The organism is Xanthomonas sacchari (assembly GCF_040529065.1).
In the GTDB taxonomy this organism is placed as follows: domain Bacteria; phylum Pseudomonadota; class Gammaproteobacteria; order Xanthomonadales; family Xanthomonadaceae; genus Xanthomonas_A; species Xanthomonas_A sacchari.
Genome location: NZ_CP132343.1, coordinates 1,830,418 through 1,853,755 on the forward strand (window position 1 = coordinate 1,830,418; position 23,338 = coordinate 1,853,755).

18 protein-coding genes are annotated in these 23,338 nt (G+C 65.7%); 11 read left to right on the top strand and 7 right to left on the bottom strand.

The features are described from left to right. Positions 1-30: 30 nt before the first annotated feature. A complete protein-coding gene (locus RAB71_RS07710) occupies positions 31-1,053 on the bottom strand; it encodes an Ldh family oxidoreductase (protein WP_010343391.1) in 1,023 nt (340 codons plus the stop codon). A gap of 392 nt (positions 1,054-1,445) precedes the next feature. Here RAB71_RS07710 and RAB71_RS07715 point away from each other — a divergent pair, with 392 nt between their 5' ends. The 4 genes from RAB71_RS07715 (at position 1,446) to RAB71_RS07730 (ending at position 7,656) form a co-directional block, all read left to right on the top strand. Next, entirely contained in the window at positions 1,446-5,630 is a 4,185-nt protein-coding gene (locus RAB71_RS07715; RefSeq protein WP_234006552.1) for an RHS repeat domain-containing protein, read from the top strand. Positions 5,631-5,734: 104 nt separating this feature from the next. Continuing rightward, complete coding sequence (locus RAB71_RS07720; protein ID WP_236614890.1) at positions 5,735-6,013, top strand: hypothetical protein; 279 nt, start codon at positions 5,735-5,737, stop codon at positions 6,011-6,013. A 267-nt stretch (positions 6,014-6,280) separates the two neighbouring features. After that, positions 6,281-7,231 (top strand): RHS repeat-associated core domain-containing protein, encoded by a 951-nt coding sequence (locus RAB71_RS07725; RefSeq protein WP_236614889.1) that lies wholly within the window; start codon positions 6,281-6,283, stop codon positions 7,229-7,231. After that, positions 7,228-7,656, top strand: a complete 429-nt coding sequence (locus RAB71_RS07730; protein WP_138985731.1) for a hypothetical protein — start codon at positions 7,228-7,230, stop codon at positions 7,654-7,656. Before RAB71_RS07725 ends, RAB71_RS07730 begins: the two co-directional genes overlap by 4 nt. A gap of 542 nt (positions 7,657-8,198) precedes the next feature. Here the strand turns inward: RAB71_RS07730 and htpG are convergent. Further along, positions 8,199-10,103 carry a molecular chaperone HtpG gene (gene htpG, locus RAB71_RS07735; protein ID WP_010342038.1) on the bottom strand — a complete coding sequence of 635 codons (1,905 nt, stop codon included), beginning with the start codon at positions 10,101-10,103 and terminating at the stop codon, positions 8,199-8,201. A 222-nt stretch (positions 10,104-10,325) separates the two neighbouring features. Here htpG and rsmD point away from each other — a divergent pair, with 222 nt between their 5' ends. From rsmD to RAB71_RS07755, 4 genes are all read left to right on the top strand, one after another. Then, on the top strand, positions 10,326-10,931 hold the full coding sequence (gene rsmD, locus RAB71_RS07740; RefSeq protein WP_010342037.1) for a 16S rRNA (guanine(966)-N(2))-methyltransferase RsmD: 606 nt from the start codon (positions 10,326-10,328) through the stop codon (positions 10,929-10,931). Then, a complete protein-coding gene (gene coaD, locus RAB71_RS07745; protein ID WP_010342036.1) occupies positions 10,928-11,434 on the top strand; it encodes a pantetheine-phosphate adenylyltransferase in 507 nt (168 codons plus the stop codon). The genes rsmD and coaD overlap by 4 nt, the downstream gene beginning before the upstream one ends. Before the next feature lie 40 nt (positions 11,435-11,474). After that, positions 11,475-11,969 carry a hypothetical protein gene (locus RAB71_RS07750; protein WP_010342035.1) on the top strand — a complete coding sequence of 165 codons (495 nt, stop codon included), beginning with the start codon at positions 11,475-11,477 and terminating at the stop codon, positions 11,967-11,969. A gap of 130 nt (positions 11,970-12,099) precedes the next feature. Beyond that, positions 12,100-12,597, top strand: coding sequence for a hypothetical protein (locus tag RAB71_RS07755; RefSeq protein WP_010342034.1), 498 nt, complete (start codon positions 12,100-12,102; stop codon positions 12,595-12,597). On the opposite strand, the gene RAB71_RS07760 is transcribed toward RAB71_RS07755, so the two are convergent. Next, positions 12,594-13,538, bottom strand: a complete 945-nt coding sequence (locus RAB71_RS07760; RefSeq protein WP_010342033.1) for an NmrA family NAD(P)-binding protein — start codon at positions 13,536-13,538, stop codon at positions 12,594-12,596. The genes RAB71_RS07755 and RAB71_RS07760 overlap by 4 nt on opposite strands. Before the next feature lie 345 nt (positions 13,539-13,883). Here RAB71_RS07760 and RAB71_RS07765 point away from each other — a divergent pair, with 345 nt between their 5' ends. Genes RAB71_RS07765 through RAB71_RS07775 form a run of 3 tightly spaced genes read left to right on the top strand, consistent with a single transcriptional unit; the run spans position 13,884 to position 16,861 of the window. After that, a complete protein-coding gene (locus tag RAB71_RS07765) occupies positions 13,884-14,168 on the top strand; it encodes a YfhL family 4Fe-4S dicluster ferredoxin (RefSeq protein WP_010342032.1) in 285 nt (94 codons plus the stop codon). After that, entirely contained in the window at positions 14,165-15,922 is a 1,758-nt protein-coding gene (gene ggt, locus RAB71_RS07770) for a gamma-glutamyltransferase (RefSeq protein WP_010342031.1), read from the top strand. Before RAB71_RS07765 ends, ggt begins: the two co-directional genes overlap by 4 nt. 45 nt (positions 15,923-15,967) lie before the next feature. Then, complete coding sequence (locus tag RAB71_RS07775) at positions 15,968-16,861, top strand: MBL fold metallo-hydrolase (RefSeq protein ID WP_010342030.1); 894 nt, start codon at positions 15,968-15,970, stop codon at positions 16,859-16,861. Between the two features lie 15 nt (positions 16,862-16,876). On the opposite strand, the gene RAB71_RS07780 is transcribed toward RAB71_RS07775, so the two are convergent. From RAB71_RS07780 to RAB71_RS07795, 4 genes are read right to left on the bottom strand one after another with little or no spacing between them, the layout of a single operon-like run. Further along, positions 16,877-18,310 carry a heavy metal sensor histidine kinase gene (locus RAB71_RS07780; RefSeq protein ID WP_010342029.1) on the bottom strand — a complete coding sequence of 478 codons (1,434 nt, stop codon included), beginning with the start codon at positions 18,308-18,310 and terminating at the stop codon, positions 16,877-16,879. Next, the gene (locus tag RAB71_RS07785; RefSeq protein WP_010342028.1) at positions 18,307-18,990 is read right to left on the bottom strand and encodes a heavy metal response regulator transcription factor; all 684 of its coding nucleotides are present in this window, start codon (positions 18,988-18,990) and stop codon (positions 18,307-18,309) included. Before RAB71_RS07785 ends, RAB71_RS07780 begins: the two co-directional genes overlap by 4 nt. After that, positions 18,987-22,139, bottom strand: a complete 3,153-nt coding sequence (locus RAB71_RS07790) for an efflux RND transporter permease subunit (RefSeq protein WP_010342027.1) — start codon at positions 22,137-22,139, stop codon at positions 18,987-18,989. The genes RAB71_RS07785 and RAB71_RS07790 overlap by 4 nt, the downstream gene beginning before the upstream one ends. Next, complete coding sequence (locus RAB71_RS07795; protein ID WP_010342026.1) at positions 22,136-23,338, bottom strand: efflux RND transporter periplasmic adaptor subunit; 1,203 nt, start codon at positions 23,336-23,338, stop codon at positions 22,136-22,138. Before RAB71_RS07795 ends, RAB71_RS07790 begins: the two co-directional genes overlap by 4 nt.

The window sequence follows — 23,338 nt, forward strand, 5'->3', positions numbered from 1 at the left end:
CTGGCGCGCCCACGCCATAGCCGCGCCGATTTACTCCAGCAACGTCAGTAGGTCTCGATGCAGATCGCGCGGAATCCGCACGCCCTCGTGGAGGCTGCGCGCTCGCGCCTGATAGCGGCGTTGCGAGGGCAGCCGCGCACCGGTGTCCTGGTAGGCGGCGAAGAAGGCCTCGGCGCGTGCCATGTGCGCGACCCGCTCGGCGCCCAGGAACCGCGCCGGATCGAGCGCCAGAATCAGTTCGCCATGGTAGGGCGAAGCGCCGGCGCCAGCGTCGTGGGCCAGCGATTCGGCGCTGGTCAGGTCGCCGATCAGCGGCCCGGCGATCAGTTCGATCATCGCCGACAGCGCCGAGCCCTTGTGGCCGCCAAAGGTCAGCATCGCGCCGCCGTCGGCGACCGCGGCCGGATCGGTGGTTGGCGCGCCCGCCGCATCCACCCCCCAGCCTTCGGGAATCGGCTGGCCGGCGCGGCGACGCAGCTCGATCTCGCCGCGCGCTACCGCACTGGTGGCGAAATCGAACACGAACGGCGGCGCGTCCACGCGTGGCCAGCCGAACGCCAGCGGATTGGTGCCCAGCAACGGCGTGCGTCCGCCGGCCGGCGTGACCCAGGCGTGGCTGGGATTGCAGATCAGTGCGACCAGCCCGGCCTCGGTGGTGCGTTCGACTTCCGGCCACAGCGCAGAGAAATGCACGCAATGGTTGATTGCCAGTGCCGCCAGGCCATTGGCACGGGTCTTCTCGATCAACAGCGGCAGCCCACGCTCGAACGCCAGCAGCGAGAACCCACCGCGTGCATCGACCCGCACGATGCCAGGCGCCTGATCGTGCACGACAGGCTCGGCATCGCCCACCACCTTGCCGTTGCGCAGCGTCGCTACGCAGCTGAGCGTCCGGTACAACCCGTGCGAGGCGCATCCGTCGCGTTCGCCGGCGACGATGGTATGGGTGAGCGCCTGCACGTGCGCGGGGCTGAAGCCGGCGTGGGTCAGGATACGCTCGACCAGGGTGGTGGCCTGGTCCAGGGACAGGGGGATGGTGTCGCTGGGGTTCATCGAAAAAAAGCGAGGGGTAGAGGATGGCCTGATTCTCGCCTGCGCTGGGCATGGTGAGAAGCCAGAGGGTGTCAGCCCGAACCGAGCTGCTTGTCATGTTTGGAGTAAAGCGCGTCGAGCCGCGGTCTTGCTGGCGGTGCCAAACCTTGGGAAAGACGATCCGCCTATCGGATGTTTGAAAATTTCCTTGACAGCTATCCCTGAACCGATCCGATAATTCGACGAGGTCAGGACCTGGCCTATAGGGGATTTTGTTAGATCGATTGCCTCGTGCCCCGGCGCGATGGGGCGTTGTGTTTTTTGCGATTTCGTTACCGCGATGCCTCCCAGGAGAAGTATCGCGGTCGTCCAGAGAATTCGGCCCCTTCGGGCTGAAAGGGAAGAGGCAAGCGATGTTCAAGGTAAGGCTGGCGATCGGCATGCTGCTGGTTTGCATGGGCGCGCGTGCCCATGCGGCAGACGAAGTGGCGCCCTATGAGGAATACGAGAAGAAGATCAAGGCCGCTCAGGTCGTCGGTCCGCTGAAAGGCGACATCTTCGGCGAGAACATCAGCCTCTACGATCTCAGCGTGGGTTTCCGCGCTACGGATGTGGACATCCCGGGCAACAACGCACTGCCGGTGACGGTGGCGCGCGAGTTCAAGGTGATGAACCGGCGCCAGGAGTATGTGGCGAAGGGATTCGGTGACTGGGAAATCGATGTGCCGCGTGTCTACGGTGAGTTCCTTGCGGAGAAGGGCTGGGTGACGACCAGCGGCTTGCCCACGGCGCGTTGTTCGGTGCCGGCCCGGCCGGACGCCGCCATGACGGTCAACGGCACGACCTATCCGGGCACGGCAGACGATGTCTGGCATGGCTATTACCTGCATGTGCCAGGTGCTGGCGAACAGGAACTGCTGGTCGACAACCAGACCAAGACGCCGCGTCCGACCGATAGCGTCTCTCGTCCGTGGATCACGAAGGAAGGCTGGCGCCTGGGCTGTCTGAGCAGCGTCAGCAATTATGCAGGCGAAGGCTTTCTCGCCATCTCGCCATCGGGTGTGAAGTACTACTTCGACTATGCCGTCGTCATCAACGTCAAGCCGTATAAGTTGACCATAAGTGGAAAGATCAATTTGGCTGCGCGCACGCGCGTCGCATTGATGGCCAGTCGCGTCGAAGACCGCTTCGGCAACTGGGTGACCTACAGCTACACGGGCGACAAGCTGTCCTCGATCCAATCCAGCGACGGGCGAGCGGTTGCACTGACCTACAACGGCGATCTGATCAGCAGCGTCCAGGCCAACGGCCAGACCTGGAGCTATGGCTACGAGTTCAGCACCGCCTATCCATGGCCACAGGGTGCTTATCGCCTGAAGACCGTCACCGAGCCCGACGGTTCGCAGTGGACCTACACGATCGCCAGCGGCAACATGATGCCGACGCGCGAGCCGCCTGCCGGTGGTGGCGCCAGCAATTGCGTTTCCGAACCAGATCCGATGAATGGCGCTGTCTCCCTGCAGGTCACCCATCCGTCCGGTGCCAGCGGCCTGTTCGTGTTCGATTATCAGCGTCAGTATCGTGCCCATACGCCAGCCAGTCGGTGCGATGTACCTGCCGGGCAGGAGCCGCCGGTTCCTTACGTGCCAAGCTATTTCGACAACTATGTCCTCAAGTCGAAGACCGTCACCGGGCCGGGTCTTGCGCAGCAGGCCTGGCACTACATTCCTGGTGATGGGGTAACGCAACTCTACAAGACGGGCAAGGCCACCGATCCCTGCCCAACCTGCACGCCGAGTAAGACCGTCAAAGTGACCAATCCGGACGGTACCGCCACTGCTTACGCATTCGGAATGATGTACGGCCTCAACGACGGCCGCCTGCTGAGTACCACGGCCTTGGATGCCAAGGGCAATGTCGTCTCCAAGACCAGCAACACCTACTTTGCTGATGGCGACGTGGCTGCGCAGCCATTTCCGGCGGAGATGGGACAGTCGCTGCTGGGAATTCCCAACCCACTGACCAACGTCCTGCGTCCGCTGCGCAGCAAGACTGTGGTGCAGGACGGTACCTCCTATACCTGGACAGCAAACAGCTTCGATGCCTTTGCGCGGACGCTTAGCGTGACCCGCGCCAGCCCCTGGTATTCGCGTACGGATGCGACCGAGTATTACGACGACCTGGGTAAGTGGATCATTGGGCAGCGCGCCAGGAGTACCAACACCGACACCGGTCTGGTGGAGTCCCAGACCAGCTACGACACCAATGCGATGCCGTCGCAGCGCTGGTCGTTCGGCAAGCTGCGCCTGACACTTGGCTACAACGGCGATGGCACGTTGGCTACCGTCAAGGACGGCAACAACAACACGACCACCGTGTCCAGTTGGAAGCGCGGCGTTCCGCAATCGATCCGTTATCCGGATGGCACCACCGATGCTGCAACGGTCAACGACAGCGGCTGGATCACCGCGACCACCGACGAGAACGGCTACACCACCAACTATGGCTACGACGCGATGGGCCGACTGGGGAGCATCGCCTATCCGGCCAACGACACTGTGGCCTGGGCCTCGACCACTCAAGCGTTCGAGCAGGTCGGCACCAGCGAGTACGGACTGGCCGCGGGGCATTGGCGGCAGACCGTCGCCACCGGCAATGCACGCAAGGTGACGTACTTCGACGCATTGTGGCAGCCCATGCTGACCCGCGAGTTCGATGCTGGCAACGAGGCGGCTACCCAGCGGCTCCAGAGGTTCGCCTACGATCAAGATGGTCGCACCACATTCGCCTCGTATCCGGGAGCCAGCGACGCACTGACTTCCGGAACCTGGACGAATTACGACGCACTGGGGCGCAAGACCTCGGTTTCCCAGGACAGCGAACAGGGTGGGGCGTTGATCACCTTGACAGAGTATTTGGCAGGCAACCAAACCCGCGTGACTGATCCACGCGGCAACAAGACCGTGACGGGCTATCAAGTTTTTGACCAGCCCGATTACACGACACCGGTCTGGATCCAGCATCCAGAAGGTGCCTACACCGACATCAACCGCGATATCTTCGGCAAGCCGCTGTCCATCCGCCGCCGTGATGTTAATAGCACGGTGTCGGTGACGCGCAGCTACGTCTACGACGGCTATCAGCAGCTGTGCAAGACAGTAGAACCCGAAACCGGCGCCACCGCCAACGGCTACGATGCCGCAGGCAACCTGGTCTGGAGCGCGGCGGGCCTGTCCCTGCCCAGCACGTCATCGTGCGATGCGGATACCGCGTTTGCCTCTGGCCGCCGAGTCGACCGCAGCTACGACGTGCGTAACCGGATCAAGGCGTTGAGCTTCCCGGACGGCAATGGCAACCAGGCGTGGAGCTACTGGCCGGATGGGGCGGTCAAGCAGATCACCACCACCAACAACGGCGTCGCCACCTACAACAGCTACGCGTACAACAAGCGCCGCCTGCTGATTGCGGAGAGCCAGGGCCAGGCCGATGGCGAGACCTGGGCGCTGGGCTACGCCTACGATGCCAATGGCCACCTCGCCGCGCATCGCTATCCGTCGGGGCAGACGGTGGACTACGCGCCCAATGCCCTGGGCCAACCGACCCAGGCCGGTAGCTATGCCACCAGCGTGAGCTACTACCCGAATGGCGCGATCAAGCAGTTCACCTACGGCAACGGCATCGTCCACACCATGACGCAGAACGCGCGTCAGTTGCCGGATACCAGCCAGGATGCCTACGGCGGCACGGCGTTCCTCAGCGATGGCTACGACTACGATGCCAATGGCAACGTTGCCGCGATCAGTGACGGCGCCACCGGTCGTGGTGGACGCGGCAATCGCGATATGACCTACGACGGGTTGGATCGCCTGATTTCCACCAAGTCGGCGATGTTCGGATCCACGCCCGCAAGCTACAGCTACGACGTCCTCGACAACCTGACCCATGTCGTGGCGCCTGGTCGGGATCAGTACTACTGCTACGACGCCAACTGGCAGCTCACCAACGTCAAGACCAGCAGCTGCGGCGGCAGCACGGTCATCGGCATGAGCTACGACCCGCAGGGTAATCTCAGCAACAAGAATGGTCAGGCCTTCGTGTTCGATTACGGCAACCGCCTGCGCCAGGCGACCGGCAAGGAGACCTATCGCTACGACGGCAACGGCCGCCGCACGTTGGCGCTGCAGAGCGCCGGCAACATCGGCTCGCTGTACGACCAGTCAGGGGCGTTGCGCTTCCAGAAGAACCAGCGCCAGTCCAAGTCCACGGATTACATACTGCTGAGCGGCAGCCTGGTGGCCGAGGCCGACTGGCCGCTGGGGCAGACGCTCTCGGTCAAGGACTACGTCAACTGGAACGCGGTCTCCGGCGCGACCCGCTACGTGGTGGAAGAGAGCGTGGACGGCGTCACATGGACCTCTGTGTACGACGGCAGCCAGGGCAACTGGACCTCGTTGGCCAGGCCAGCAGGGACCTACTCGTACCGCGTGACTGCATGCACGGCGGACGGTAACTGCACTGCGGTTTCGAACGTGACGCATGACCAGCGGCCTGCAGTGGATATCGTGCCGTTGCTGTATCAATTGCTATTGAACGGTTGAAGCCCGCAGTGCCTGAAGGACGGCGGGCGCAACATAATCTTTAATTTCTTAGGGGTGGAAATTTTATGCGTTGTATCTTGACGCTGGGATGTGCGCTGTTCTGGATGTCTTACAGCGATTCGGCGAATGCCTTGCAAATCATCACTGGCAAGGTGACGCAAATCGAGGCGACCTACATGCCTACCCAGATTCCTTTTCTCTTGAGCGAAGGAAATGCCACGTGCCCCGCCGGAAAGCCGGTTTATTGGGCTAAGGATCAGGAGAATAACAAGGCGATTTATGCGGCGTTGATGTCGGCGTTCGTCAGCGGGAAACGCGTGACCTTGATCATGGACGACAACGATACGTCGTGCACCGGAAAGTTCATCTATGTGGTCGATTGAACTTGTTAGAGCACAAGCTAGGCAGCTATCTAGAAAAAGCAGCAATTAACGGAAGAGAAAAAAATAACTATGAGAACTACATGGGCCCCGTTGTTGTTGCTTGCTAGTCTGAGTGGGTCAGCATCGCCAAACGAATCGATGCAGAACGTAGATTTCGTTGGTTACGTTGCGCCGTAAATTTGCTAGGGAAGCGTTGTCGATCCGACGTTCATGAGAAACGTCGACTCTACATCGCGCATCTATGGTTCCAACTCGCAAGGACGAGTGATGTCAAATTTCCAGGGGATTCGTGTGGCAATGCACCTGATGGCTGCAGCCGCCCTTTCATTGCTCATCGTCTTTGGCGTCTCGGCGCAAACAGTCCGCTACATCCATACTGATGGGCTGGGGTCTGTTGTGTTGGTGACGGACAAGGACCGTAACGTTGTTGAACGCCGAGAATATGAGCCTTACGGGAGTGTGGTGAACCAACCCGTAATGGACGGGCCTGGCTACACCGGTCATGTCATGGATGCAGCGACCGGAATGACGTACATGCAGCAGCGGTACTACGATTCAGTCGTCGGGCGGTTCTTGTCTGTAGATCCAGTATCAGTGAGTTCTGCAAAAGGTAGCAACATGAATCGCTATTGGTACTCCAATAACAACCCATATCGATTTATTGACCCGGATGGGCGATATGTTTGTTCTTCTGGAAGTGATTCAGATTGTAAGGCAGTAAAGGCCGCACTTAGGGACGCGCGCTCTATGACGCAAAGCGCTATAAAGGTTGGTGAGGATAAGGCTGCGCTTAATTCAGTTTTGAAATTTCTTGGAAAAGATGGTGTTGATAATGGTGTGACAATAAAATTTGGTGATGGATATGGGATGGGGAATACCTTGTCTCAAGGTGGGAAAACAACAATATCTATCGACAGGGATGGGATAAATAATTTGGCTGATAGGCGCGGGATCTCTCGGGATGCTGCTTTGACGGCAACCCTATTCCATGAAGGTCAACATGGAATAGACTGGAAGCGGGATGGTATGCCTAAAACAAGCCGCCAGGAACATGCAGGAGAACTTCGTGCGGCGAGAACTGAGGCTAGTGCCTGGGAATTAATGAAAACGGATTCCTGGTGGGGTACTTGGACAAATCTTGGCGGCTACAACGAGGATGCGATAAAAAAAGAGGCCGATGCGGCCACTAGTCTTTGGTGCGGAGATTCATGTAAATGAAAAAAATTATTGGGAATTTCATTGGATTTGGATTTTTTTATTCTTTTATGGTCGCATCAGGAGTTGCTATTGCTAAAGATGAGGGGGCAGAGGACGCAAAAATTTGCTCAATAATATATTCGAAAGATAAATTTAATGATAGGCGCGTTCGCGTCAATGCATATGCTTTAACGGATATGCACATGACTATGCTTTACGATAATGCTTCTGGTGCAAAAGGTGTGGCGCTTTTTGTGCCGAAAAAGATGAGAAAAAATCCAGATGTTGTTGAGCTGGTCGGGAGTAGCTTTGGGCCAGAGGCTTTTGATGGAAGTTATCGGGTATGGGCAACATTCACGGGGAGGGTGGTAATCAAGAGAGGGGAAAGGCCGGAAATTTTGTTCATTCTGGAGGATATTTCAGGGCTGGAAAAAAGGTCCAAATAGCCGTGGTGCTCAAATCTTTAAGGCGTGCTTGCTAGGCAAGTATTAAGGTGCAATAAATTTTTTAATTATTTTATTTTAATTCTGAAGCAAGCATTGATTGTGGACTTTACTCCCGCGCGTAGTGGTGGCGAGCTGGATGTCCGGCTATTTGAGAGCCTATTCAAGCTTGCTACGTTAGCAATGAAATAAGTAGCTAATACGCTTGCGATGCGATATCCGATTGCCGACGCATCGAGTTAACCACTTTGGCGTCACCTTGAGCGAGATCGGTGGATTCAATGCGGCTAGATAATTTGCTGCAATGGAATAGGCCGTAGGTGAACGAAGGACGCAGCGGCAAGATCAGATATTAATATTCAGTTCTTCACTGTAGCCAGTTCGCCGTAGCGGCCGACAAAGGCACTTCTGTGATTTGCCGCATACTTAATTCTCAGCCAGGCTAAGCGGCCATTCCCGTCAAAAGAAACCAGCATATACTTTATTGGCAGTAACGCCGTCGTTGCTAAGCTGTGCTTAGTAACGACGGCAGTCATATCGGATGCTTACACCGACAACTCCAACAACAACTTGTTGAGCCGACGCACATACGCCGCCGGATCCTTCAGACTATCGCCCGCTGCCAAAGCCGCTTGATCGAACAGCACCTTCGCCAGGTCGCCGAAGCGCTCGCCGTCGGCTTCCGCGTCCAGCTTCTCGATCAGCGGGTGCGCGGGGTTGAACTCGAACACCGGCTTGCTCTCGGGCAGCTTCTGGCCGCTGGCTTCGAGGATTTGCCGCATCTGCAGGCCCAGGTCGCCCTGGCCGATGGCCAGGATCGCCGGGGAGTCGGTCAGGCGGTGCGAGACGCGCACTTCGGAAACCTCGTCCTTGAGCACGTTCTGGATGCGCTCGACCAGGCCCTGCTTGGCCTTGGCCGCCTCTTCCTTGGCCTGCTTCTCTTCTTCGCTGTCGAGCTTGCCCAGGTCCAGGTCGCCGCGCGCCACGTCGACGAAGGACTTGCCGTCGAACTCGGTGAGGTAGCTCATCAGCCACTCGTCGATGCGGTCGGTGAGCAGCAGCACTTCGATGCCCTTCTTGCGGAACACTTCCAGGTGCGGGCTGTCCTTGATCTGCGCGTAGCTCTCGCCGGTCAGGTAGTACAGCTTGTCCTGGCCTTCCTGCATCCGCGCCACGTAGTCGGCCAGCGACACGTTCTGCGCGCCGTCGCTGCCGTGGGTGGAGGCGAAGCGCAGCAGGCCGGCGATCTTCTCGCGGTTGCCGAAGTCCTCGGCCGGGCCTTCCTTCAGCACCTGGCCGAAGTTCTTCCACACGCCCTGGTAGCGCTCGGCGTCGTCCTTGGCCAGCTTCTCCAGCATGTCCAGGGCGCGCTTGGTCAGTGCCGACTTCATCGAGTCGATCACCGGGCCGGACTGCAGGATCTCGCGCGAGACGTTCAGCGGCAGGTCGCTGGAATCGACGATGCCCTTGATGAAGCGCAGGTACAGCGGCAGGAACTGCTCGGCCTGGTCCATGATGAAGACGCGCTGCACGTACAGCTTGAGCCCGCGCGAGGCGTCGCGCTGGTACAGGTCGAACGGGGCGCGGCCGGGCACGTACAGCAGCGAGGTGTACTCCAGCTTGCCCTCGACCTTGTTGTGGCTCCACGCCACCGGGTTCTCGTGGTCGTGGGCGATGTGCTTGTACAGCTCCTGGTATTCCTCGTCCTTGATCTCGGTGCGCGGACGCGTCCACAGCGCGCTGGCGCGGTTGACGGTTTCCCATTCCGGGGTCTCGGGCTTGTCCTTGTCCTCGCCATAGTGTTCCTTGTGAAACTCGATGGGCAGCGCGATGTGGTCGGAATACTTGCGCACGATGCCGCGCAGCTTCCAGCCGTCGGCGAAGTCCTTCTCGTCGTCCTTCAGGTGCAGCACGATGCGGGTGCCGCGCTCGGCCTTCTCGATGGTGGCGACCTCGAACTCGCCTTCGCCGCGCGAGGACCAGTGCACGCCCTCGCTGGCCGGCAGGCCGGCGCGGCGGCTGTACACGTCGACCTGGTCGGCGACGATGAAGGCGCTGTAGAAGCCCACGCCGAACTGGCCGATCAGGTGCGAGTCCTTCTTCTGGTCGCCGGACAGGTGCTTGAGGAACTCGGAGGTGCCGGACTTGGCGATGGTGCCCAGGTGCGCCACGATCTCCTCGCGGCTCATGCCGATGCCGTTGTCGTCGATGGTGACGGTGCCGGCCTCCTTGTCGAAGCCGATGCGGATGCGCAACTGCGCGTCGCCGTCCAGCAGCTCCGGCTTGACCAGCGCCTCGAAGCGCAGCTTGTCGGCGGCGTCGGAGGCATTGGAGATCAGCTCGCGCAGGAAGATCTCCTTGTTGGAATACAGCGAATGGATCATCAGCTGCAGCAGCTGCTTGACCTCGGTCTGAAAGCCCAGGGTTTCTTTTTGGGTTTCCACGCTCATCGGTAGGTGCTCCATGAAGGATGGGCGGCCGCGCGGAGGAGGGCGCGGCTCTGCCGGCCGACATGGTGGCGGCCGCGGCCGGCTTCAAGCGCCGCGCCGCGCATACGCGCGACACCGCGCTGGTCTATGATCCGGACCCCGTTTCCGCGCCGCCCACTGCCCGCCGCCCATGCCGTTCCTGCGTTCCCCGTTCCGCCTGTCCCGGCCCCTGCGAGGCCGCCGATGAGCCGTCCCGGCGGCGGCCAGGTGCGGATCATCGGCGGGCGCTGGCGCAACACGCGGCTGCCGGTGCCGGACCTGGCCGGGCTGCGCCCGACCTCCGACCGGGTCCGCGAGACCCTGTTCAACTGGCTGCAGCCGGTCCTGCCCGGGGCGCGCGTGCTGGACCTGTTCGCCGGCAGCGGCGCGCTGGGGCTGGAGGCGGTGTCGCGCGGCGCGGCCGCTGCGGTGCTGGTCGAACGCGATCCGGGCCAGGCGGCGCAGTTGCGCGCCACGGTCGCGCGGCTGCAGGCGCAGGATCAGGTGCAGGTGGTGCAGGGCGATGCGCTGCGCTGGCTGGCCGAGGCCCCGCCAGAGGTCCCGGCGGACATCGCCTTCGTCGACCCACCGTTCGCCGCCGGGCTGTGGGACGCGGTGCTGCAACGCCTGCCGGCGCGGCTGGCGGCCGATGCCTGGCTATACCTCGAGTCGCCGGTCGGGCAGGCGCCCGCAGTGCCGGCGTCCTGGGCGCTGTACCGCGAGGGCGGCAGCCGCGAGGTCCGCGCTGCCCTGTACCGGCGCACCGCTGCTACACTTCCCGGCGACCTTCACGCGGTACCCGACGCATGACCGTGGCCCATAGCCGCATCGCCGTCTATCCCGGCACCTTCGATCCGATCACCAACGGCCATATCGATCTGGTCAACCGTGCCGCACCGCTGTTCGAGCAGGTGATCGTGGGCGTGGCGCAGAGCCCCTCCAAGGGGCCGACCCTGCCGCTGGATCTGCGCGTGTCGCTGGCCCGCGAAGCGCTGGCCGGGCACCGCAACGTGGAAGTGCTGGGCTTCGACACTCTGCTGGCGCATTTCGTGCGCTCGGTCGGCGGCGGCGTGCTGCTGCGCGGCCTGCGCGCGGTGTCGGATTTCGAATACGAGTTCCAGATGGCGAGCATGAACCGGCATCTGATCCCGGAGGTGGAGACGCTGTTCCTCACCCCGGCCGAGCAACACAGCTTCATTTCGTCCTCGTTGGTGCGCGAGATCGCGCGCCTGGGCGGGGACGTCTCCGGCTTCGTGCCGCCGTCGGTGGTGCAGGCGCTGGTCCAGGCCCGCCAGGCCGCCGCGCAGCGCTGAGCCGACCACCATTCACTGACGACACAGAGGGAGCCGTTCCATGAACACCACCGCACGCGCGTTGCTGATCGCTTCGCTGGCCCTGGGCTTCACCGCCTGCAAGAAGGAAGAGGCCGCCAAGCCGGCCGCCGACGCGCAGCCCGCGCTGACCGCCCCGGCCAAGGACGACGACGCCGGCTGGAAGAAGTACCTGCAGGAAGTGGCGATCCAGAACATGGGCAACGTCACCAACAGCCCGTTCCTGTACTACCTGCCGCCGGAATCGGATCCGGAGTTCCAGGCCAAGTACGAGCGCCAGGTCGAAAGCGCCACCACCGCCATCGGCCGCGGCATCCAGCCGGGCAACATGCTGGCGTTCGGTTCTTCGGCCTCGGCCAAGATGGCCGACCTGATCGCCGCCGCGTTCGCCAAGGTCGAGGCGAACAGCATGAAGGGCGTGCGCGTGGTCTACATCGGCGCTCCGGCCGACAACGCCCGCGTCGAAGCCGTGGTCAAGCCGACCGGCGCCGACTACATCTTCGTCGAAGCCAAGTAAGCCCCGCGCGGGCTGGCGCGCCGATGCGCGCCGGTTCCGCCATCCCGCACCGCCCGCAACGGGCGGTTGCGTCGCGCCGACGTGCCGGATGCCGTCGCGCAGTTCCGCAGTTCCAGGCAGGGCACAGGCGATGCGGATCTTCATCACCGGCCCTACCGGCGCCGGCAAGACCACACTGGCGCGCCGGCTCGGCTGCCGCCACGGCATTGCCTGCCACGCGCTGGACGACCTGCACTGGGTGCGATGTCCCGAAGGGGATGTCCGTCGTCCGCTCGAGGAGAAACTGCCGCTGCTGCAGCACATCGTCGACGGCGAGTGTTGGATCGTCGAAGGCGTGCAGTTCAAATGGGCCGACCCGGCGCTCGCACGCGCAGACCACATCGTGGTGATCGATGCGCCATCCTGGCGCACCACCCTGCAGATCGTGCTGCGGCTGGGCCGACAGTGGCTTGGCCTGGAGGCTGCCGCCTACCGGCCGACCCTGGCGCGGTTGCCGCAGATGCTGGCCTGGAGCCGCAACTACCATCGTGAAGAGCGCGCGCTGCTGCTGGCCAAGCTCGCGCCGTTCCGCGCCAGGACCTTGCTGATTCGCCACAGCCGCGTGCGATTGCCACCGCCGCTGGACTAGCCGGCGGGCTGGCCGACCGGTGCCGATGAAGGTGCCAGGAATGCCTGCCGATGCGCCGCGATCCAGGCATCGATCGAACCGGGTTGAAAATCCCCAAGTCCGGGCTGCGCCTGCAGTGGCGCGGCTAGCAGCGCATCGGCCTGCTGCGGGGACGCGGCGAAGAAGCGGAACTTCGACGCCACCACGCGGCCGTGGCCGGCGCCTAGCGCCGCATCCACCTCGCGCTCGAACGCGTCCAGCGGCTGCGCGCGATAGCGCACCGGGCGGCCGAGTCCGGCGGTGAGCCGCTGCACCAGTTCCGGGCCGGTCAGGCTCTCGGTGCCGGCAATCCGGTAGCTGCCGCCGTCCACGCCCTGTCGCAGCAGCGCCAGCGCAGCCTCGGCGCAAGCATCGGCCGAGGTCCAGGCGATGCGTTGCGTGGCGGCGATCGGCGGCGCGAACATGCCATGCGCGACGATGTCGGCGCGCGCCGAGGGCTTCAGCAGGTTGTCCAGGTACAGCGTCGGCCACAGGACCGCGCCGGGCAGGTCGGCGCTGCGCGCCAGTGCTGCGAGCTCGGCATTGGTACGCAGGCTGGGTTCCGGGCACGGCGCCGGCAGCGGCGCGCTGCTCAGTTTCAGCACGAATGAGGTCAGTCGCGCCGCGCGCGCGGCGGCCAGCGCATGTCTGGCCCGAGCCAGCGTCGTCTCGCCGGGGCCGGCGGGAAACTGCAGGACCGCGTGGGCGGCGCCGCGGCTGGCCGCGAGCACTGCGGCAGGATCGTCCAGGTCGGCTTCGACCACCTCCGCGCCCAGCGCGCGCAGCGCCGCGGTGGCGGCGCCTGCGCGAACCAGGGCGCGGACGGCGAGGCCGTGCCGCCGTGCGGCGCGAACCACGGCGGCGCCCTGCACGCCGTTGCCCAGATAGACGAGGAGGGGGCCGGAAGAGGGAATCGGGGACATGCGTTGGCTCCTGCTGAGGGATCCGCCGCAGCAAGCCCGGTCGAAGGCGCCCACGGACAGACCCCGGGACGATGGACACGGGGACTGTCGGGGAATCGCGCGGCACGGCGCGAACAGAGCCTCTCCGCCAGCGCGGAGAAGGGCCTGGGCCTACCGAGACCAGGCCAGCCATTTTCGACGCAGCGACTCTAGGCGCGGCCAATGCGGTCGTCAATCGCCACGCGCCATGCGCTCTGCGGCTCCCGGCATGGTGGCGATACAGCGTTCCGCGCCCCGGCGCCGCCTTCGCAGGGCCGTCCCGTCCCGATCCGGTAAACTGCATCGGTCAGTGCCGAATTGCGCCACATGTCCCTCAAGATCAACGAGCTCTGCGTCAACTGCGACGTCTGCGAGCCGGCCTGCCCGAACCAGGCCATCGCCATGGGCGAGACGATCTACGTGATCGACCCGGCCCGCTGCACCGAATGCGTCGGCCATTTCGACGAGCCGCAGTGCGTGGTGGTGTGCCCGGTGGAATGCATCGACCCGGACCCGGCGATCCCGGAGACCCCCGCGCAGTTGCTGGCCAAGCTGCAGCGCCTGCAGCGCGACCACCCCGAGTTGTACCCACAGGAGCCCCCCGCCGCATGAGAAGCCTCGTCCGCCGTGTCCTGCTGCTCGCCCTGGTCCTGACGCCGTCGGCGTGGGCCGAGGCGCCGGTCGCCGAGGCGACCGCCACCGCCCCGGCCGCGCACCCGCCCGGCGCCGCGATCGCCAGCGGCCACCGTCTGGCCACCGAGGCCGGCCTGCAGATCCTGCGCGAGGGCGGCAATGCCTTCGACGCCGCGGTAGCGGTGTCCTCGACGCTGTCGGTGGTCGAACCGATCAGCTCCGGCCTCGGCGGCGGCGGGTTCTTCCTGCTGCACGACGCCAAGACCGGCAAGGACGTGATGCTGGACGCGCGCGAGACCGCGCCGGAATCGGCGACGCCGGCCGCGTTCCTGGACGCCAAGGGCGAGCTGGACCGCGACCGTTCGATCAACGGTCCGTGGTCGGCCGGTATTCCCGGGCTGCCGGCGGCGCTGGTGGAACTGGCGACCAAGCACGGCCGGCTGCCGCTGCGGCAGTCGCTGGCGCCGGCGATCCGCATCGCCCGCGACGGCTTTCCCGTCTACGCGCGCATGGCCGAGGGCTACCAGTCGCGGCGCAAGGTGATGGAGCGCTATCCCGGCACCCGCGAGGTCTACCTGCGCAACGGCCGGCCGATCGCGGTGGGCGACGTGTTCAGGCAGCCGGAACTGGCCAACACGCTGCAGCTGCTGGCCGACAAGGGCTTCGATGGCTTCTACCGCGGCGCCACCGCCAAGAAGCTGCTGTCCGGCGTGAAGCAGGCCGGTGGGCGCTGGACCGCCGAGGAACTGGCCGGCTACACGGTCAAGGAACGCATCCCGATCCGCTTCGACTACAAGGGCTGGACCATCACCACCGCGCCGCCGCCGTCCTCCGGCGGCATCGCCCTGGCCAGCATGCTGCAGATCCTGGAGGGCTACGACCTCAAGACCATGGACCCGGTGCATCGCGTGCACCTGACCGTGGAAGCGATGCGCCGCGCCTACCGCGACCGCACCTTCTTCCTGGGCGACCCGGATTTCACCCACGTACCGCAGCGCATCCTGCTCAGCAAGGACTATGCGGTGGGCCTGCGCTCGACCATCAATCCCGACAAGGCCACGCCCAGCGACCTGCTGTCCGGCCAGCCGACCCCACTGGAAGACGACGAGACCACGCATTTCTCGATCATCGACGGCGAAGGCAACCGCGTCGGCGCCACCCAGACGGTCAACCTGCTGTACGGCTCCGGGCTGATCCCCAAGGGCACCGGCGTGCTGCTCAACAACGAGATGGACGATTTCGCGCTGCGTCCGGGCACGCCCAACGCCTTCGGGGTGATGGGCTACGCGGCCAACGCGCCCAAGCCGGGCAAGCGCCCGCTCAGTTCGATGTCGCCCACCTTCATGGAGAACGCGGACAAGGCCATCGTGCTCGGCACCCCGGGCGGCAGCCGCATCATCACCATGGTGCTGCTCGGCATCCTCGGCTACGACGACGGCCTCACGGCGCAGCAGGTCGCCGCGCTGCCGCGCTACCACCACCAGTGGCTGCCGGACGTGATCGAGGCCGAAACCGGCACCTTCGACGCGGCCACGGCCAAGGGCCTGGAAGCCATGGGGCACACGCTCAAGTTGCCCGGCGACACGGCCGAGGACGGCCACGGCTCCAGCCACGTCTGGGGCAACCTGCAGACTGTGGAATGGGACAAGCGCCGCAACGTGCTCAGCGGCGGCAGCGACCCGCGCAACGAAGTCGGCAGCGCCGAAGTGCTGCAGACCGCGCCGGCACCCTGACGCCCGCGTTTGCGAATCCCCAATCCCCAATCCCGAATTCCCACCATGAAGCTCTGGTCCATCCAAGGCAACTCGCAGAAACTCGACGGCGGCGCGATGTTCGGCAACGCGCCCAAGGCGATGTGGCAGCAGTGGGCCGCGCCCGACGACGGCAACCGCATCGCGCTGGCCTGCCGCGCGCTGCTGGCCAGCCCGCTGGCCGGCAAGACGGTGCTGTTCGAGACCGGGATCGGCGCGTTCTTCCCGCCGGCGCTGCGCGAGCGCTACGGCGTGCAGGAGGCGCGCCACGTGCTGCTGGATTCGCTGCAGGACGCCGGCTTCGCCCATACCGACATCGACGTGGTGGTGCTGAGCCACCTGCATTTCGATCACGCCGGTGGGCTGCTGGCCGCGTACCGCGAGGGCGCTGCGCCGGAATTGCTGTTCCCCAACGCGCAGTTCCTTGTCGGCGCGGCGCACTGGCAGCGCGCGCTGCAGCCGCATCCGCGCGACCGCGCCAGCTTCATCCCGGAACTGCCCGGCCTGCTCGAGGCCAGCGGTCGCCTGGAACTGGTCGACGGCGACTATTCGCGCGCGCTCGGCGAGGCGGTGCGGTTCCGTTTCAGCGACGGCCACACGCCGGGACTGATGCTGGCCGAGATCGTCGGCCCCGGCCACGGCGAGGATGGCCAGGCGCACGGTGGGGTGGCGTTCTGCGCCGACCTGATCCCGGGCCGCTCCTGGGTACACGTGCCGATCACCATGGGCTACGACCGCAACGCCGAGCTGCTGATCGACGAGAAGCGCGCGTTCCTCGAAGACGCGCTGGCCCGCGACGTGCGCCTGTTCTTCACCCACGATCCGGACTGCGCGCTGGCGCAGTTGCAGCGCGATGCCAAGGGCCGTTTTGTCACCGCGCACGAAGTGCCGGCGCTGCAGGCGCGCGCGCTGGCCGCCTGAGCGCGGCCTTGCGGTTTACCAGCGCAGGGCAGCGTGCGCCGGCGCGCCGGTAGCCGTGCCGTTCAGCGCCACCGAAAACCCGATCGTGGTGATGCCGTCGCGGTGCTGCGCGAACACGCGCCCGCCGTGCATGGTCGCCACCGCCTTGACGATGGCCAATCCCAGGCCGTGGCTCTCGCGGCTGTTGGCGCGGGCGGCGTCACCGCGGTAGAAGCGATCGAACAGGCGCTGCAGATGCTCCGGCGCCAGCGCCACGCTGGGGTTGGAGAAGGCGATCAGCGCCTCGCCGCCGCGCTGTGCGATCTCCACCACGATCGGCGCGTGACCGGCCGAGTGCTGGATGGCGTTGTGCAGCAGGTTGGACAGCGCGCGCCGCAGCAGCGACTTCTCGACCGGCACCACCACGTCGCCGCGCACCTCCACCTGCAAGCCGGCCTCGTCCAGCAGCACCTCGAAGAACTCCACGGTCTTGCCGACTTCCTCGGCCAGCGACGCGTCCTCGCACTGGCGCGCGCGCTGGCCCTGTTCGGCGCGCGCCAGGAACAGCATGTCGGCGACAATCGCGCGCAGCCGCTCCAGTTCCTCCAGGTTCGACTGCAGCACCTGGCGCAACTGCTCGGCATCGCGATGGCGGGTCAGCGCCACCTGGGTCTGGCCGATCAGGCTGGCGAGCGGCGTGCGCAGTTCGTGGGCGACGTCGGCATTGAAGCTTTCCTGCTGCGCATAGGCCGCATCGAGCCGGTCGAACGCGGCGTTCAACGAGGCGCCCAGGTCCTCCAGTTCGCGCGGCAGCCGCGGCAGGTCCAGGCGCCGCCGGTCGTGCGGGCCGATGCGCTGGGCGTCGGCCGACAGCCGTTGCACCGGACGCAGGCCGAGCTTGGCGGTCCAGTAGCCCAGCGCGCCGACCAGCGCGGTGCCGGCCAGCGTCACCAGCGCCAGGGCGATGTCGAAGCGGCGCCGGGTCAACGCGAACGGTGCGCTGTCCATCGCCGCGATCAGTTGCACCGGCGGGCGCACCGGCGTGGCCGGCAGCGCCTGGCCGATGGCCTGCCAGGCCTGCGGATGCGCATCGGCGATGCCCAGTGCCTGCGGATCGTCGATGCGTACCAGCCCGCTGTGGCCGCGCGTGGCCTGCGCCATCGCCTCGGCGCCGCGCCCGTAGCGGAGCGCCGGATCGGCGCTCCACAGCCAGAAGCGCAGGTCCGGCGCGCTGGAAAGGCTGGCCAGGCGGGTGCGCGCATGCGCCGCCAGATCCGGCGAGCGGCTGTTAACCAGCATGTACCGCACCGCGTCCATGTGCGAGCGCAGTTCTTCGCGCTGGTGCCGGCGCAGTTCGTGCTCCAGCACCTGATGCAGCACCAGCCCGATCAGGGCGAAGCCGAGCAGCGCGGTGGCCGCGAACAGGCCGGCCAGGCGCAGCGCGATCGAGGGCCGCGCCGGTGCGCTCACCCGGCCGCGTCCTCGCGTTCTTCCAGCACGTAGCCCATGCCGCGCACGGTGTGCAGCAGCGGGGCGTCGAACGGCACATCGATCTTGGCGCGCAGGCGCTTGATCGCCACTTCCACCACGTTGGTGTTGCTGTCGAAGTTCATGTCCCAGACCATCTCGGCGATCGCGGTCTTGGACAGGATCTCGCCCTGGTGCCGGGCCAGGGCCGCCAGCAGCGCGAACTCCTTGGCGGTCAGGTCCAGCCGCTGCCGCCCGCGCACGGCCTTGCGGCTGATCATGTCGATCTGCAGGTCGCCCACGCGCAGCAGGGTGCTTTCCTGCGCGCGTCCGCGCCGCGCCAGCACCTGCAGCCGCGCCAGCAGTTCGATGAAGGAGAACGGCTTGATCAGGTAGTCGTCGGCGCCCTCGCGCAGGCCCTTGACCCGGTCCTCCACGCTGTCGCGCGCGGTCAGCATGATCACCGGGGTGGTCTTGACCGAACGCAGCGAGCGCAGGATGGCGAAGCCGTCCAGGCCCGGCAGCATCACATCGAGCACGATCACGTCGAAGTCGTAATGCAGGGCCAGGTGCTGGCCATCGATGCCGTCGTAGGCCACGTCGACCGTGCAGCCCTGTTCGCTCAGCCCCTGCTGCAGGTAGTCGGCGGTCTTGCGCTCGTCCTCGACGATCAGCACCTTCACGGCCGCAGCGCCTCCGGCGCGGCGATGCGGGCGCGCCGCGCCTGGCGCCGCTGCAGGTACCAGCCGTGCAGGCGGTCCAGGTACAGGTACACGATCGGCGTGCTGAACAGCGTCAGCAGTTGCGACAGCAGCAGCCCGCCGACCATCGCATAGCCCAGCGGCCGCCGCAGTTCCGAGCCGGCGCCGTGGCTGAGCATCAGCGGCAGGCCGCCGAGCAGCGCACACAGGGTGGTCATCATGATCGGCCGGAAGCGCATCAGGCAGGCCTCGAAGATCGCATCGCGCGATGACAGCCCGCGTTCGCGTTCGGCATGCAGGGCGAAGTCCACCATCATGATCCCGTTCTTCTTGACGATGCCGATCAGCAGGATGATGCCGATCATCGCGATCACGCTCAAGTCGTAGCCGCCGGCCATCAGGATCAGCAGCGCGCCGACGCCGGCCGAGGGCAGGGTGGAGAGGATGGTCAGCGGGTGAATGTAGCTCTCGTAGAGCAGGCCGAGCACGATGTAGACCGCAACCAACGCTGCCAGGATCAGGTACGGCTGGGTGCGCAGCGAGGCGCTGAACGCCTGCGCCGTGCCCTGGAAGCTGCCGCTGAGCGTGGCCGGCACCCGCAGTTGCGCCTGCGTCTTTTGGATCGCGTCCACCGCATCGCCCAGCGCCGCGCCCGGCGCCAGGTTAAAGGAGATGGTCACCGCCGGGAACTGGCCCTGGTGGCTTACCGACAGGTAGCCGGTCTTGCTGGTGTCGAGCGTGGCGAAGGTGGACAGCGGCACCTGCTTGCCGGTCAGCGGCGAGGTCAGGTACAGCCGCTGGAACAGCGACGGATCGCCCTGCAGCGCCGGCGTCACCTCCAGCACCACGTGGTAGCTGTTGAGCTGGGTGAAGTACTGTGCGACCTGGCGCTGGCCGATGGCGTCGTTGATGGTCGCGTCGATCTGCTGCGGGGTGATGCCGAAGCTGGCCGCGCGCTGGCGGTCGATGGTCAGGCTGGCGATCGGCGCGGCGTTCTGCTGGTCGGAGGCGACGTCGGTCAGTTGCGGCAGCGCCCGGAAGGCCTTCAGCAGCTTCGGCGCCCAGGTGTTGAGCTCGTCGAGGTTCGCGTCGGTGAGGGTGTACTGGTACTGGGTGCGAGCCAGGCGGCCGCCGACGTTGATGTCCTGCCCGGCCTGCATGAACAGGGTCACGCCCTGCACGTGCGCCAGGCGCTTGCGCAGCCGCGCGATCACCTGGTCGGCGCTGGCGGTGCGGCCCGCGTCCTTGGGCTTGAGCGCGATCGAGAAGGTGCCGGAGTTGAAGGTGCTGGCGCCGGTCTGCATGCCGAAGGACAGCACGTCCGGATCGCGGCGGATGATGTCGGCCAGTTGCAGCATGCGCGTGCGCATCGCCGCCGAGGACGAGTCCTGCGCCGAATCGGCGGTGCCGGAGATGAAGCCGGTGTCCTGTTGCGGGAAGAAGCCCTTGGGCATCACCACGAACAACGCCACGCTGGTGGCCACGGTCAGCAGGAAGCTGGCCAGGGTCAGGCGCGGGTGCCGCAGCACCGTCTCCAGGCCGCGCCGGTACGCCGCCAGCAGCGCGTCGAAGCCGCGTTCGAACGCGCGCGCCAGGCGTCCCTGCGCCTGCTCGGCGTGCGGCTTGAGCAGGCGCGCGCACAGCATCGGGGTCAGGGTCAGCGACACCAGCAGCGACACCAGGATGGTCAGGCTCACCGTCACCGCGAACTCGCGGAACAGCCGGCCGACGATGCCGCCCATCAGCAGCAGCGGGATGAACACCGCCACCAGCGACACCGAGATCGAGACCAGGGTGAAGCCGATCTCGGCCGCACCCTGCAGCGCCGCCTGCAATGGCGCCATGCCGTCCTCGATGTGCCGGTAGATGTTCTCCAGCATCACGATGGCATCGTCCACCACGAAGCCGACCGCAATGGTCAGGCCCATCAGCGACAGGTTGTCCAGGCTGTAGCCGAGCACGTACATCAGCGCGGCGGTGCCGAGGATCGCCAGCGGCACGGTCAGGCTCGGGATCAACGTCACCACCGCGCTGCGCAGGAACACGAAGATCACCGCCACCACCAGCACGATGGACAGCAGCAGGGTGAACTCCACGTCCTTGACCGAGGCGCGGATGTTCTGCGTGCGGTCGGCGAGGATCTTGACGCTGACGCTGGGCGGGATCGAGGCCATCAGCTTGGGCAGCGCGGCCTTGACCTGTTCCACTGTGTCGATGACGTTGGCGCCGGGCTCCTTGGTGATGGCGATCATGATCGCGCGGCCATCGACGATGCCGCTGTCGGCCGGTGCGGCGGCGCCGGCGTAGCCCCAGGCGGCGATCTTGGCGTTCTCCGGCGCGTCCACCGCGGTGCCGACGTCGCGCACGCGGATCGGCGCGCCGTTGCGCCAGGCCAGCACCGCGTCGTTCCAGGCCTGGCTCTGCAGCAATTGGTCGTTGGTGGAGACGGTGAAGGCCTGGCGCGCGCCATCGATCGAACCGGTGGCCGCGTTCACCGTGGTGGTGGCGATCACCGAGCGGATGTCCTCCAGGCTCAGCCCCAGCGCCGCCAGCTTGGCCGGATCCACCTGCACGCGCACCGCCGGCTTCTGCGCGCCGAACAGGTTCACGAGGCCGACGCCGGAGATACGCGAGATCTGCTGCGCCAGCACGTTGTCGGCGTAGTCGTCGACCTTGGTCAGCGGCAGCACCTGCGATTGCACCGCCAGGATCAGCGCCGGCGATTCGGCCGGGTTGATCTTGCGGAAGCTCGGCGCGCTCGGCAGTGCGCTCGGCAATTGCCCGGACGCGGCGTTGATCGCGGTCTGTACGTCGAGCGCGGCGGCGTCGATGTTGCGGTCCAGGTCGAACTGCAGCGTCACCTGGGTCGAGCCGAGCGCGCTGGTCGAGGTCATCTGGCTCAGGCCCGGGATCAGCGACAACTGCCGCTCCAGCGGCTGCGCCACGTTCGAGGCCATCGTCTGTGGGCTGGCACCGGGCAGGTTGGCCGAGACCTGGAAGGTGGGGAAGTCGACCTGCGGCAGCGGAGCCACCGGCAGCAGCGGCCAGGCCACCAGGCCCAGCAACAGCAGCGCCATCGCCAGCAGCGAGGTGCCGATCGGGCGTTTGATGAAAGCGGCTGAGACGCTCACGCGTGCGCTCCCGCGGTGGCCGGCGTGGCGTGTCTGGCCGGCTTGGCGTCCACCACCTTCGCCCCGGGATGCAGCCGGTACTGCCCATCCACCACCACCCGCTGCCCGGCCTGCAGGCCCTGGCCGATCACCGTCTCGCCATCGGCCTCGTCCAGCACCTGCACCGACTGGTCGCGCACGCTGCCGTCGCTGCCGATCACGTACACGAACTCACCGTCCTGGCTGCGCTGCACGGCCGCGCTCGGCACCACCAGCGCACCGCTGCGCATGCCCAGGGTGATGCGCGCATCCACGCTCTGCCCGGGCCACAGCGTGTGTGCGGGATTGGCGAAGTGCGCCTTCATCGCGATGGTGCCGGTGCTGGTGTCGATCTGGTTGTTGAGCAGGGCCAGCGTGCCGTGCGCCAGCACCTGTCCGCTGCCGTGGTCGACCGCGTCCACGCCCACGCTGGCCGGTGCGGCCTGCAGTGCGCGGTTGATCTGCTGGAAGGCGCTTTCCGGCAGGGTGAACTGCACCGCGATCGGGTCGATCTGGTTCAGTACCACCAGGCCGCCGGCATCGCTGGCGTGGACGATGTTGCCCGGATCCACCAGGCGCGCGCCGGCGCGGCCGTCGATCGGCGCGCGGATGGTGGTGAAGTCCAGTTGCACCCGTGCGTTGTCGATCGCCGCCGCATCGCTCTGCAGGGTGGCGTGCAGTTGCGTCACCAGCGCCTTCTGCGTGTCCAGGGTCTGGCGGGTGGTGGCGTTGTCCTGCAGCAGTTGCTGGTAGCGCTGCAGGTCGGCCTGCGCATTGCCCAACTGCGCCTTGTCCTTGGCCAGTTGCGCGGTGGCCGCGGCCAGTTGCGCCTGGTAGGTGCGCGGATCCAGCCGCGCCAGCACCTGCCCGGCCTTGACGTCCTGGCCTTCGCTGAAGCCCACGGCGATCAGTTGCCCGTCGATGCGCGAGTGCACGGTCACCGAGGCGATCGGCAGCACTGTGCCGATCCCGGTCTGGCGGATCGGCACGTCCTTGCGCAGCACCGGCGCGCTGGTCACCGGCACGGGCGGCGTGGCCTTGGTCGGTGCGTGGCGCGGGCGCAACCACACCGCCAGCAGCAGCGCGACCAGCACTGCGGCGGCGACGAATGGCCAGCGCCGCCGCGGCATGGCATGGCGCGGTGGCGGATCGGCGGGGCGGGTGGGCGCGGCGGTGGACAT

Coding starts and splice junctions, on each gene's coding strand:
- RAB71_RS07775 (WP_010342030.1), top strand. CDS start 15,968: ATGAAGCTCTGGTCCATCCAAGGCAACTCGCAGAAACTCGACGGCGGC.
- coaD (WP_010342036.1), top strand. CDS start 10,928: ATGACCGTGGCCCATAGCCGCATCGCCGTCTATCCCGGCACCTTCGAT.
- RAB71_RS07755 (WP_010342034.1), top strand. CDS start 12,100: ATGCGGATCTTCATCACCGGCCCTACCGGCGCCGGCAAGACCACACTG.
- RAB71_RS07725 (WP_236614889.1), top strand. CDS start 6,281: ATGTCAAATTTCCAGGGGATTCGTGTGGCAATGCACCTGATGGCTGCA.
- RAB71_RS07795 (WP_010342026.1), bottom strand. CDS start 23,338: ATGTCCACCGCCGCGCCCACCCGCCCCGCCGATCCGCCACCGCGCCAT.
- RAB71_RS07720 (WP_236614890.1), top strand. CDS start 5,735: ATGTCTTACAGCGATTCGGCGAATGCCTTGCAAATCATCACTGGCAAG.
- RAB71_RS07750 (WP_010342035.1), top strand. CDS start 11,475: ATGAACACCACCGCACGCGCGTTGCTGATCGCTTCGCTGGCCCTGGGC.
- RAB71_RS07710 (WP_010343391.1), bottom strand. CDS start 1,053: ATGAACCCCAGCGACACCATCCCCCTGTCCCTGGACCAGGCCACCACC.
- RAB71_RS07760 (WP_010342033.1), bottom strand. CDS start 13,538: ATGTCCCCGATTCCCTCTTCCGGCCCCCTCCTCGTCTATCTGGGCAAC.
- RAB71_RS07765 (WP_010342032.1), top strand. CDS start 13,884: ATGTCCCTCAAGATCAACGAGCTCTGCGTCAACTGCGACGTCTGCGAG.
- ggt (WP_010342031.1), top strand. CDS start 14,165: ATGAGAAGCCTCGTCCGCCGTGTCCTGCTGCTCGCCCTGGTCCTGACG.
- RAB71_RS07730 (WP_138985731.1), top strand. CDS start 7,228: ATGAAAAAAATTATTGGGAATTTCATTGGATTTGGATTTTTTTATTCT.
- htpG (WP_010342038.1), bottom strand. CDS start 10,103: ATGAGCGTGGAAACCCAAAAAGAAACCCTGGGCTTTCAGACCGAGGTC.
- rsmD (WP_010342037.1), top strand. CDS start 10,326: ATGAGCCGTCCCGGCGGCGGCCAGGTGCGGATCATCGGCGGGCGCTGG.
- RAB71_RS07715 (WP_234006552.1), top strand. CDS start 1,446: ATGTTCAAGGTAAGGCTGGCGATCGGCATGCTGCTGGTTTGCATGGGC.